The 12,312-nt window shown below is 30.5% G+C and carries 10 protein-coding genes and 1 riboswitch; of the genes, 3 read left to right on the plus strand and 7 right to left on the minus strand.

The genetic code is table 11. The features are described 5' to 3' along the window. Positions 1 to 94: 94 nt before the first annotated feature. Positions 95 to 1,150, minus strand: coding sequence for a uroporphyrinogen decarboxylase family protein (locus G9F71_RS22085; RefSeq protein WP_224626546.1), 1,056 nt, complete (start codon positions 1,148 to 1,150; stop codon positions 95 to 97). A 596-nt stretch (positions 1,151 to 1,746) separates the two neighbouring features. Between G9F71_RS22085 and G9F71_RS22090 the strand changes: the two genes are divergently transcribed. From G9F71_RS22090 to rsgA, 3 genes are all read left to right on the plus strand, one after another. After that, a complete protein-coding gene (locus tag G9F71_RS22090) occupies positions 1,747 to 3,120 on the plus strand; it encodes a sodium-dependent transporter (protein ID WP_164950684.1) in 1,374 nt (457 codons plus the stop codon). An 849-nt stretch (positions 3,121 to 3,969) separates the two neighbouring features. Then, positions 3,970 to 4,260, plus strand: coding sequence for a CD3324 family protein (locus G9F71_RS22095; protein ID WP_125002456.1), 291 nt, complete (start codon positions 3,970 to 3,972; stop codon positions 4,258 to 4,260). A 266-nt stretch (positions 4,261 to 4,526) separates the two neighbouring features. After that, entirely contained in the window at positions 4,527 to 5,447 is a 921-nt protein-coding gene (gene rsgA, locus G9F71_RS22100; protein WP_224626547.1) for a ribosome small subunit-dependent GTPase A, read from the plus strand. 66 nt (positions 5,448 to 5,513) lie between these two features. On the opposite strand, the gene G9F71_RS22105 is transcribed toward rsgA, so the two are convergent. The 6 genes from G9F71_RS22105 to G9F71_RS22130 all read right to left on the minus strand — a co-directional run bounded on the left by G9F71_RS22105 (position 5,514) and on the right by G9F71_RS22130 (position 12,137). Then, positions 5,514 to 5,945 (minus strand): hypothetical protein, encoded by a 432-nt coding sequence (locus G9F71_RS22105; protein ID WP_164950683.1) that lies wholly within the window; start codon positions 5,943 to 5,945, stop codon positions 5,514 to 5,516. 335 nt (positions 5,946 to 6,280) lie between these two features. After that, the gene (locus G9F71_RS22110) at positions 6,281 to 7,483 is read right to left on the minus strand and encodes an EAL and HDOD domain-containing protein (protein ID WP_164950682.1); all 1,203 of its coding nucleotides are present in this window, start codon (positions 7,481 to 7,483) and stop codon (positions 6,281 to 6,283) included. 78 nt (positions 7,484 to 7,561) lie between these two features. Next, positions 7,562 to 7,747, minus strand: a complete 186-nt coding sequence (locus G9F71_RS22115; protein ID WP_164950681.1) for an aspartyl-phosphate phosphatase Spo0E family protein — start codon at positions 7,745 to 7,747, stop codon at positions 7,562 to 7,564. 273 nt (positions 7,748 to 8,020) lie between these two features. Further along, on the minus strand, positions 8,021 to 9,703 hold the full coding sequence (locus G9F71_RS22120; RefSeq protein WP_253199233.1) for a ribonuclease J: 1,683 nt from the start codon (positions 9,701 to 9,703) through the stop codon (positions 8,021 to 8,023). A gap of 750 nt (positions 9,704 to 10,453) precedes the next feature. Continuing rightward, a complete protein-coding gene (locus tag G9F71_RS22125) occupies positions 10,454 to 10,699 on the minus strand; it encodes a hypothetical protein (protein ID WP_164946685.1) in 246 nt (81 codons plus the stop codon). Between the two features lie 256 nt (positions 10,700 to 10,955). Further along, positions 10,956 to 12,137 carry a cation:proton antiporter gene (locus tag G9F71_RS22130; RefSeq protein ID WP_164950680.1) on the minus strand — a complete coding sequence of 394 codons (1,182 nt, stop codon included), beginning with the start codon at positions 12,135 to 12,137 and terminating at the stop codon, positions 10,956 to 10,958. A gap of 64 nt (positions 12,138 to 12,201) precedes the next feature. Then, a riboswitch (Fluoride riboswitch) is annotated at positions 12,202 to 12,267 on the minus strand. Positions 12,268 to 12,312 lie beyond the last annotated feature (45 nt).

Below are 12,312 nucleotides of genomic sequence, written 5' to 3' on the forward strand. Positions count from 1 at the left end.
TTATTCCTCCTCTATATGCAGTTCATCAACCTGCCATTTGTGGAATCGGCAGTTATCGAAATCCGAACTTGCCGCCTTGGTGGCACTAGCTTTGCTATCTCTTTTGACCATATATTCTTGCGGAATCCATAAGTGCTATTATTTTATCTGGATGCGTTCCTATAGGTATATCGCAACCTGAGCTTAAAACAAATCCTTTTGGACTGTCATATGCCTTGCTTATACATAACTTACCTGCATTATGTATTTCTTCTATAGTTCCTCTGAGTATAGTTTCAACTGGAGCTACATTTCCTATTAAACAAACTTTATCCCCAAATTGCTCTTTAAGTTCACCTATATCATCTATATTGTCCAAGCTTAAATTTCCAATACCTACATCCACCATATCTGCCCATATTTTTTTAGTTGTTCCACATATGTGAAGGGTGGTACCACTTCCTCGTCTTTCGATAATTCTATCCATACATTTTTTCAAATATGGCTTTGCAAATTCTCTAAATGTCTTAGCACTAATCATAGTACCTGACGCAACAGGTTCAGCAATACTTGGACTTAACCCTAAATCGCATACTGCGTCAATATAGTTTATAACACTTTGGGTGGATATTTCGAGTAATTTATGTACCATTTCAGGGTTTCTAGTTATATCCTTTAGGAAATCTTCTGTTCCTCTTAAAAAAGCAGCAGTAGTAAATGGGCCTCCCATGGAACTGCCTACAAATACTTCATGACCAATTTTCGCATTAGCTACTTTAAGCGCTTCAAGAAAATATGATATTCTTCCATCTTTATAAGGATCTATAGGTGATAGTTTTCCTATATCCTTATAGTCCCTTAATATAGGTTTACTAAAGTAAGGTGTTCCATTTTCCGGAAATTTAAATTCACTTCCCATAGCCTCAGGTATTCCCTGAAGCCCTGGACCAACACCTATACTATCTGGTCTGAATGTTTCAAAACTTTTCACCGCTACATCTATAATTACTTCTGTTGAAAAATTATGTTCTTTAATTGTATGTCCAAAAAGCGGTGCACAAGCCTCCCCTAAAAATGGACCACATGGGATTCTATCAATTTGTTTTCCAGCTGAAAATGCCTCCATTCTTTCTCTTGGTGTCATTTGATCTGGCTTTATAATTTGATTCATCTTAATTCCTCCTTGATAAATTCTATACTAAATTTTTTAAAGCATTTAAAAAAAATAAAATAACATACTGATTTGTTATTTTTTTCAGATACTTTATAGAATTATATAACTACTATAGTGCTCTAACCATTAGAAATGTTAACTATAAGTTTTTACAAGTACTATATTTAGTACACATAAAGTTTACACTCTACTTTAATCATATGCAAATCAGTTTTTCAAATAGTATTTGACTCATCTATAGCTATTTTTTATCTCTGTTGACTTAATAATATATACATGATATTTTGTTAAAGGCATGAAAATATATGTCTATTTTTATGCGATTTTATACTATTGCTCAAAATATACATATATACATATGTTAATTATGGTTAGTTTGTGTAAATTTGATTTCTTTTAAACAGAGCTTTAATCCCGGGTATAGAGACCTGTTTAATGACATTTCAGAAGGAAGATCTCCCATTTCTATAAGCGGGAGATGTATACTATAGCGAAAATAAAACTTCATAAAGAATTTAAATCCTTTATGAAGTCGTTAACATTCAGCTTTGAAGCTGATGATTTAATTAAATATAAAGAGGAGTGATTTTGTAATGTCGGAGAAAAAAAAGAGAGAGACCTTTTCATCAGGATTTGCAGTTTTTTTCGCAACTTTAGGTTCAGCAGTAGGTTTAGGTAACATATGGAAGGTACCTTATTTAACAGGAGCTAATGGCGGAGGAGCGTTTCTCTTAATATATGTTTTATGTGTTGCATTAGTTGGTATTCCAATTATGGTGTGTGAATTTTATATTGGTAGAAAGTCAAGAAAAAATGCAGTTGGAGCCTTTGAAGAGTTAAAGGCTGCTAAAGGTTGGAAAAGTATTGGATTTATAGGAGTAGTTTCAGCCTTTCTAATTATGTTTTTCTATAGTTGTGTTGCTGGTTGGGTTTATTCCTATGTTTTTAAAGCAATAAAGGGTGACTTTGTAGGGGTTACTTCAGCTACATCCTCAGCAAAATTCGCATCAACACTAGTTGGACCAATGCCTCCACTTATATGGCAGTTTATAGTTCTTATAGTTGTTTCTATAATTTTAATTGCAGGAGTTAAAAATGGGATTGAAAGAATAACAAAAACACTTATGCCTGTATTATTCATACTAATTCTTGTATGTGATGTAACTGCATTAACACTTCCAGGAGCATCACAAGGATTAAGATTTTTATTCCATGTAGATTTTTCACAGATAAATGCATCTGTTATATTAACTGCTCTTGGTCTGTCATTTTTCAAGTTATCATTAGGAATGGGAATTATGATTACCTACGGAAGTTATTTCACACAAAATAACAATATGATAGCAACTTCAGTAAGAGTTGCATTATCTGACTCATTAGTTTCAATACTAGCAGGAATTGCAATATTCCCAGCTGTATTCTCATTTGGTATGAAACCTAGTGAAGGTGCTGGGCTTTTATTTAAAACCATACCACTTGTATTCTCAAAAATGCCTTTTGGTAATATATTATTAGTAGCATTTTTCTTATTAACTGCTATTGCAGCTACAACAGCAATGATATCTAATGTTCAAGTTCCAGTTGCATATTTTACGGAAGAAAAGGGTATGGGCAGAAAGACAGCGGTATTACTTACAACAGGCATAATGATGTCAATTGGAATTTTGGCAACATTATCTGCTGATTCCGCAAGTGTCCTTGGTAATATTCATATATTAGGACAAAAGGGATTTTTCGCTTCCTTTGATTACCTATCTTCCAATATATTACTTCCAGTAGGGGGACTTTTAACAGCAATTTTCATTGGATACTTTGTTAAAAAGGAAGATTTTAAACTAGAGCTATCAAATCAAGGAACTTTAAATAACGCTAGTATAATAAATGTTTTATATGTATTTATTAAATTTATAACACCAATTCTACTTATAATTGTTTTCTTAAATTCAATAGGAATAATTAAATTGTAACTGTAAAATATTTAAGTAAAATGAGCCTCAACAATTGTTGAGGCTCATTTTATTTAAATATCAGTAAATAAAAATCACTTTACATATTAAAACTCATTGTGGATTTTTAGGAAAAAACAATTATAATAGTTCTTTAACTTGAGACTTCAACTTAAAATATGCAATAATAAACACAGGCAGTAATCTAGTGAAAGGAGATGATAATATTGATAATTACTAGGAGGTGGCTTTTGACCTAAAAAGGTTAAAAGTTACCATTAAATATGAGGTGACTTGTGGCTACCTCATATGAATACTAGGAGGCGACCTGCCTCCTTTTATATTAACTTGCCACCTGGGTGGCACCAATTCTTATTGACACAAGCACAGTTCTATAATAGAATGAAATTGTGAGAATAATCAATTTAAGTAAAATAATTCAGATGAAGGAGGATGTTGTTATATGATAAATTTAATTGAGGCTTTTGAGGTACTTTATCAATAACTAAATATTATTCGAAGGCAGTATAAAATTTTGTAGAATTTTTTTTTGTTCTATCTATAAAATATAAAACGGGGCTTATTAACCCTTTGTTTTGTGTGCTTTCGAAATGTAATTAATAACCGTCATCTGAAACGTTAAAATGAATTTAAAGTTTGGCAGAATGCACGAAGTTATCGTGTTTTTTTTATTGCCTTTTTTAATATTCCCGTGGATGGTTTTTATATCCACGGGATTTTTATATAGAAAAATAAACAGGCTAACAATTCAGATTTGTTATCCATACAAATAAATATAGGAGGCGGTTTCAATGAAAAGTTCTAAAACACTATTAAATAACATTGAAAATAAGGGGGAGGAATTTAATATTGTGTTACAAGAATGGGAAAGATGTATTGCCGTCAGCTCTTTTAAAGGAACTACAAAAATATATTCAAGGTGAAATTATATATATTCCAAAAAAGGATAATGTACGGAAGGGTTGGGGTGAAAATAATGGCACTCGAAAGATTCTAAGACAGCGTAATATGGAAATATATGAATTTTATAAAAATGGAACTACAATTTCTAAACTTACAGAATCTTATAATCTATCAGAAGATAGCATTAGAAAGATAATTTCCAATGGCATTTCAGAAGGTAAGTCCACAGTTTCTTAAAGTGGAAAGAATCACTATAACAGGGTGCAGATTTAAGTGGGACTGTAACTCTCCTTCTGAAGTCTTTGGCACCGCAGGTGATTATTAATATGAATAATGAAAAATTAAATGCATAGGAGAGGATATTTATTTATAGTTTAAAACAATTAGGCTGGAACGAATTTTATAAAGAAGAATTTGAGACTTTTATAGAGGATGGTTATACCGTAGCAAGAGTTTTTGCAGAGCATAAGCATATTTATAAACTTTATACAGAGCAGGGAGAAATGCTATCGGAAATATCAGGTAAGTTAAGACACGGAGCAATGGACAGTGATGAATTTCCAACAGTTGGAGACTTTGTAGTAGCAAGTCTTCGAACTTCTGAAATGAGAGCTACCATTCATAGAGTGCTTCCTAGAAAAAGCAAATTTTCCAGAAAGGTTGCAGGAATTAATACTAGGCAGCAAATTGTTGCTTCAAATATAGATACAGTTTTTCTTGTTAATTCTTTAAATAAGGATTTTAATGCAAGAAGAATAGAGAGATATTTAATTATGGCCTGGGAAAGTGGGGCTGCTCCAGTTATTTTGCTTAGTAAGGCTGACTTATGTGTGGATTTGGCTTCAAAATTAAGTCAAACAGAAAAAGTGGCTTCTGGAGTACCAATTCACATAGTAAGCACCGTTGATAATATAGGTATGGATGATTTAAATCAATATTTGAAGCCCGGTAGAACCATTGCATTACTTGGTTCTTCAGGAGTTGGAAAATCTACCTTGCTTAATTACCTGGCAGGAGAAGTTATTCAAGAGACAAATGAAGTACGGGAGTATGATGACAGAGGCAGACACACTTCGACCTCTAGAGAGATGTTCATTTTAGATAGTGGTGCTATTATGATAGATACCCCCGGAATGAGAGAACTACAGCTATGGGGTGGCACTGAAGGCATAAGTGAAGCCTTTGAGGATATAGAAGCATTAAGTTCTCAATGTAGGTTCTCAGATTGTATGCATAAAAATGAGCCAGGTTGTGCCATAAAGCAAGCTATTAAAGATGGAATTATTGATGAAAAAAGATTTAAAAGCTATTCAGCCCTGCAAAAGGAATCTAAACTCATTGAAAGAAAACAGAAGGATATAAACAGAATAGCTGGAAATAAAAAAAGCAAAGAATATATAGACCATAAATATCGTGGGCTTTAAGTTTATTCCATTGAAAATTTAAATTTTCCACTATAAAAAAGTAACATATTTTTTTTGAAATTTATGTTACTTTTTATTATAAAGTCCTGCCGATTCATCCATTATAGCAGCATCATTAATCTCTTTTATTAAACTTTTAATGCTATTTATATTTTTTTCATTATTCATTATACTTCCCGTTTGTGATATATCTTTTATCATCTCTACAATATATACCTTATTTTCTATAGTAACAGGAGATGAAATAATAATGAATATTTTTCCATCAGAAATCTCCATCTTTATAAAAGTATCATTTTCAAGACAAGATTTCATAGAGATGCAGTTGTTGCAAAATCCATCCGTTTTCCAAAAATCAAAACATGATCCTTCTGCTATTTCAGTATTATCTTCCCCCAAATTCACAACTTTCTTAATGTTTGGATTTACAATTCTTACTGTATCATACAAATTTTTAAATATTGACAATCTTTCTTTGATTATTTCAATGATTTCCATACAAGACTCCTTTATAAATCCTGGTTTATAGTAAAATTTTTATGGTTCTTTGTGGATTTTCTATGATTCCCTTAAGATTATTTATAATTTTCATTTATATATAAATGGCTGTATATTCTTATAACTCATATTAATTATACATTGTTTTTAGTTTAATGCATATATTTTATTCCCTATAATATAGCTAATGTCACAAAATAATAGAATTTCCTCAAATAAAAAAAATGGAATGGTTTATATTTAAATCCACTCCATTTTTCATTTATAGCTTACAATAGCTTGAAATCATATATCATAATTCCACATCAATATGCCACTTGCCACGTGAATTGCACCTAAATTTTCATAAAGAAAATAGCCTCATAGTATTCATTTGGCAAACAATTTTCATCTAAATTAAGTTCTTTTGAAATTTTTGATACTTGATCCCATTGTCCATTTTCATAGGCTATAATTAATTTAAGTAATCCACTGTAGCCATTATCATTAATGCCATTTAAAGCATCCTTTACTTCAATGGGTATTAATAGCTCCTTGAGTATTTCTTCTAGTGGTTTATCTAATAACAAATCTATCATAGATAACATTCCTAGCAAATAAGCATTAAAAGGATTAAGTTTTTTTCCAACTTTACTAGCTATTAATTCTGCAAACCTTGCTCTTGTTAAAGAGTTAATTATTAAAATTTCTGGTTTATCTTCTCCCATATTTCTAAAAGCCATTAAATATAGCCACTTTTTTATTTCTTTTTCTCCAAGAAGTGCCAATGCTTGTTTCATTGACTTTACTTCATTTACAAAACTATAATTCGCTGAATTTATAAGTTTTAATAGTTTAAAAGACAATGATATATCTTTTTTTATTAAACTCTCGATGCCATCTATAGCGAAGTTATTACTACTGATTTCATGTAATAGTTTCATATAAATAGCCTTGTTTTCTGATATTCTTTTACCTGAAAGTATTGTGGGCTTACTAAAATAATAACCTTGAAAATATGTATATCCCAGTGACATCGCTTCATTGAAATCTTCCATAGTTTCAACTTTTTCTGCAAGAAACTTTATGTTTTCAGAGTTTACCTGTTCCATTACTTTTTTTCTTTCGGGGCCTTTAGTTATTTGAAAATCCACTTTAATAATGTCTGCTATCTCTATAAGTTTTATATATTTATCAGAATAAACAAAATCATCTAAAGCTATAGTATACCCTAATGCTTTCAATTTTTTACATAGCTCTAATATTTCCTCTGTAGGTTCTATATCCTCCAATATCTCGACTATAACTGATTCCGGGGGCAATACCTCAAAAATATCAGATTTTAATATATTTTCGGTAAAGTTAATAAAAGCCTTTTTACCCCCTGTTACTTTATCTATTCCTATATTTACAAAGCTATTTTTTATAACTGCGATAGTTGCTCTATCGCCATCCTCACTTTGGTATATATTTTTTTCACTATCTCTAAATAATAATTCATACCCAAATAGTTTATCATATCTATCAAGAATAGGTTGCCTAGCTAGAAAAACATCCATATTTATCCCCCTATGTAATATATTTTTTTAATTTCCATATTCATGACTTTCTCATATAATTTTCTAAGTGGCCGTCCCTTATTTCCCAATTCCCATCATATATTCAACAATTAATTTGTCTAAACTTCTACTTGCAGCGAGCCTTTCGTCTTCTCCATCGGCATTTTGGTCTGTACAGCATATTTCATTTAAAATATCTCTTAAATCATTGATTCTTCTATTTAGATCTTCCATTGTAATATTATCAAGAGTTAAATTACTCATACACACCTCGCTTTCAAAATAGTTACATTACTCTATCTCTATTAAATGCATTTATATTAATGGTTGATATTTCTATTATACATATATTTACACGTTTTTACAATATTATATAATATTTTTTTTTTTTTTTAACTATTATAAATACAAATTAAATATAGATTAAAAAAAATGCATTATTGTAAAATATAGGATATTGGTGATCCATTAGATAAAAACTAAATAAAAAAACCAATTCTTAATTAAATTAAGAATTGGTTTTTTATTTAGTTTTTATTATATTTCCATTATTATTGGTATAATTATAGGTCTTCTCTTAGTTTTTATATATAAAAACTGACCTAATGCATTTCGTATACAAGATTTTATTACTGCCCATTCTTTAATTTTATTGTTTAAACACTGCTCTAACTCTTTTCTGACAATATCCCTAGCTTCATTAATAAGCTCATTGGATTCTTTCATATACACAAATCCTCTAGTTATTATATCCGGCCCTGCTAGTATACTATAAGATTCTCTTTCTATAGTAACTACCACAGTAAGAATACCCTCTTCTGCTAAGTGTTTTCTGTCTCTAAGTACAATATTCCCAACGTCTCCTACGCCAAGTCCATCTACCATTATAGCTCCGGTTTGCACTCTTCCAGCAAATTTACATTCATTTTGTGATACTTCTAAAATCTGTCCTGTTTCACCAATAAAAATATTTGCTGGGTCCATTCCTATTTTTTCTGCAAGTTGTGCATGTTGTTTTAAATGTCTATACTCACCATGTACTGGCATAAAAAATTTAGGACGAACTAATGTGTGAATTAATTTTAATTCTTCTTGGCAAGCATGCCCAGAAACATGAATTTCTTCAGTAGTATTATATATTACATTGGCACCCTTTTTGAATAATTCATTTATAACATTATATATGAATTTTTCATTTCCTGGAATAGGTGATGCGGATATAATAATTAAATCACCTTTTTGTATTTCAATACTCCTATGTGTAGATGATGCCATTCTTGTTAATGCAGCAAGCGGTTCCCCTTGACTACCAGTAGTTACTATTGTTACCTTTTCATCAGGGTAATTATGAATTTCTGCCACGGTAATTATAGATTCCTGTGGTATATGCAAATATCCGAGGTCCATAGCCACTTGTGAGATTCTCTCCATGCTTCTTCCACTAAATGCTATTTTTCTTCCAACCGAGATTGAAGCATTAGCAATTTGTTGTATTCTATGGATATTTGATGCAAATGAGGCTACTATTATTCTACCATCTGCTTTTTGGAATAATTTATTTAATGATTCTCCAATTACTTTCTCAGATATAGTAAAACCAGTACGTTCAACATTAGTACTATCAGCCATTAAAAGTAGTACTCCTTGCCCACCTAATTTTGCAAATCGCTCTAAATCTATAACTTGCCCATCAATTGGAGTATAATCTATCTTAAAATCTCCTGTGTGTATAATTCTTCCGATAGGCGTATGTATAGCAATAGAGCAAGCGTCCGCTATACTATGACTAACTCTTATAAACTCTACACTGAGCTTTTCTAACTTTACAATATCACCGGGTTTTACTACATTTAACGTACAGTCTGCCATTATCCCATGTTCTTGTAACTTATTTTCCACAAGTCCTAAGGTTAAACGTGTTCCATACACAGGAACATTAATTTGTTTTAAAATATAAGGTAACGCTCCTATATGGTCCTCATGACCGTGAGTTAGAAAAATTCCTTTTACCTTATCTCTATTCTCTAGAAGATATGTTACATCAGGAATAACTAAATCCACCCCATACATATCTGCATCTGGAAATGAAATTCCACAATCTATAACAACAATCTCATCCTTATATTCTATTGCAGTAATATTCTTTCCAATTTCTCCAAGTCCACCTAGTGGAATAATTCTGATTTTGTTTTTAACTTTACTTTTATAATTATTATTCAATATTTTCCCGATTTCTAAATATTAAGCAATCTATTTATCCAATATTTTCGTTCTGTCGACTAAACAGCATGGTGTATCACAGGATTAAACTGCTTAGGTTAGTTCTTTTATACTAACAGGTCTATTATAAAAACAGTACCGTCATAAAAACACACTATTCCAAGTATTTTCTTCCTATTAACTAACCATAAATCAGGATTTTCACCTACCTTTTTTTTATATTTGTTAGTACAGTTGTTTTTTCCTTTCTTAAATTATTTTTAAATAAACCTATATTTCAAAGTGTTGCTTTTTAAGTAAACATCACTCTCTTTATTTATCTATATATTTTATAATACTTTAATTATCAAACTAAATATGATTAACTTTAATACATTTATAAAGAATTCAATTATACTAATTAAATATAATTATACCATATTACATTTGATTATATTCGATTATAAAATAATAAAGGTTGAGAAATAATTTCTCAACCCAAAAATAACACTTTTTACAGTGTAAATTATTATTAAAAGCTATTTTCATCAATTTGTTTTAGCATCCTCAAACCCTTGTCTTACCTATCATTCCCAGGTAATTTTAGCCTTTCTTACGATACTTTTTTTCTATTTTAAACTTACTAAAATAGTTCTATATAATAGAAATAATTGTCCACTTTATAACGCTAAAAATGCAACTCCAAAGAAATATACCACTTAATACTAGTGTGTATTATTTTCCCTGCAAGTTGCATTTTAAGTTATTTAATTATTTTTCTAAAATAAATGTCTTTTTAAATAGTCCACCTTGCTTAGTATAGTGCAAAATACATTCTTTGTCGTAAACATTATGTATCTCTAGATTTGTAATTCCTTTTGTTTTTAGAACTAACTTTACTTTATTAAATTCTTCGATTTCTGGTTTGGAAGTTAGCATAGTGTAGAAAAGCTTTTGTGAATAGGTAACCCAGGTCTCTAACAAGTCGTCAATTGGTGTGTTTACATCTAGATTCATTTATCTTCCTCCTTGTATAATATGAATAATATTATTATATCCAATGCGTGTTTTTTTCTTATGCACTCCTATTATATATATAATCAACTTATATTACAATTTATATTGATTTATAATATTATATTTGTTATAATATCGCTATTTTATAGAGGGCTCAAAATTATTATAACCATTTATAATTATTAACCATTTTATAAATTTTGATACAGTGAAAAAAAACAAGTAATTATGGGATGTTTATTTATTTTCATGTATCTTAATCCTCTGGCAACAATTTTTCTCCTGATATTTTAATGCCAATAGCTCCTAGTGGAGCTGTAATAAATATAGATAATACGGCAATTGCTAATATAACTTCCCCGGATTTCACTCCAGCAGCTAGAGGTACAGCTCCCATGGCTGCTTGCACAGTAGCTTTAGGAATATAGGAAATCACACAAAACAGTCTCTCTTTTGCATTTAAATCAGTTCCCATGAGTGATACTAATACCCCTATGCTTCTAGCTACTAACCCAAGGAGAATAATAATTAATCCTAATACACCTGAACTTACGGCAACGTATATATTAACCTGTGCTCCCACTAATACAAAAAGAAGAATTTCTGCAATTACCCACACCTTATTAAGTTTTAACGACAGCCTATTTGCTACTTTAGAATACCTTTCTAATAAGATAAAACCAATAGTCATTACACCTAGAAGGCTTGCAATGGGTACTATCTCCTTAAAAACATCTTCAACTCCTGTAAGCATAATTGCTGCAGCTATTAGTATAAAAGTTTTTTTAGTATCTCTCATGTGATATTTTTTGAATATTAACGTTAATATAATCCCTACAATTACACCCAATGCTATTCCAAGTAAGATAGATATAGGAATATCTAATATTTTCATTGGAATATTTACATTTTTACCGCTATATAAACCTAAAAAGGTTGAAAATATAGTTATTGCAAAAACATCATCAATTGATGCCCCTGCAAGTATTATTGTGGGTATACCTTTCTTTTCTCCTTTACCTCTGGATATAAAATTAAGCATAGGTGGTACAACTACTGCGGGTGAAACTGCGGCTATTATAAAACCAAGCATCCCAGCCTCAATTTTCGATATTCCAAGTACATAACTTGCTATAAACATAATGCTAAGACCTTCAAAAATGCCAGGTATGCAGCTCATTTTTAATGCAGGAACACCTACTTTATTTAAAGTGTCCTTTTTAATTCCAAGACCTGCTCTTAATAAAATAATAATAAGTGCAATTTTTCTTAAATCCGGAGAAATTTTAAGTATGTCCGGGCTTATTATATTCGTTCCATAGGGCCCTAGTAAAACTCCTAGGATTAGCATTCCAAGCAGTCCTGGAAGTTTTAACCTTTCAAATAGCTTATTGAATACTAGTCCTAAAATAATAATAATTGCTAAACTCATTGCCATGTTGTAAGCACTACCTTTTCTTTAATATTTTTTGCAAAATAAAAGACCCCTACTTAAAGACAAGCTCTAAGTAGGAGTCATTAATTGCAAAATCACAATAGTTAAGGTGAACTCCATCACCTATTTTATAAATATATTATACTATATTTATAATTAAAAACAATAGTTATCCTAG

The organism is Clostridium sp. FP2 (genome assembly GCF_011065955.2).
Classification (GTDB): Bacteria; Bacillota; Clostridia; order Clostridiales; family Clostridiaceae; genus Clostridium_AD; species Clostridium_AD tagluense.

Bases quoted from the DNA above. Each gene is read 5' to 3' on its own strand.
- G9F71_RS22085 (WP_224626546.1), bottom strand. From the start codon at position 1,150: ATGAATCAAATTATAAAGCCAGATCAAATGACACCAAGAGAAAGAATG.
- rsgA (WP_224626547.1), top strand. From the start codon at position 4,527: ATGCTATCGGAAATATCAGGTAAGTTAAGACACGGAGCAATGGACAGT.
- G9F71_RS22110 (WP_164950682.1), bottom strand. From the start codon at position 7,483: ATGGATGTTTTTCTAGCTAGGCAACCTATTCTTGATAGATATGATAAA.
- G9F71_RS22125 (WP_164946685.1), bottom strand. From the start codon at position 10,699: ATGAATCTAGATGTAAACACACCAATTGACGACTTGTTAGAGACCTGG.
- G9F71_RS22130 (WP_164950680.1), bottom strand. From the start codon at position 12,137: ATGGCAATGAGTTTAGCAATTATTATTATTTTAGGACTAGTATTCAAT.
- G9F71_RS22115 (WP_164950681.1), bottom strand. From the start codon at position 7,747: ATGAGTAATTTAACTCTTGATAATATTACAATGGAAGATCTAAATAGA.
- G9F71_RS22090 (WP_164950684.1), top strand. From the start codon at position 1,747: ATGTCGGAGAAAAAAAAGAGAGAGACCTTTTCATCAGGATTTGCAGTT.
- G9F71_RS22105 (WP_164950683.1), bottom strand. From the start codon at position 5,945: ATGGAAATCATTGAAATAATCAAAGAAAGATTGTCAATATTTAAAAAT.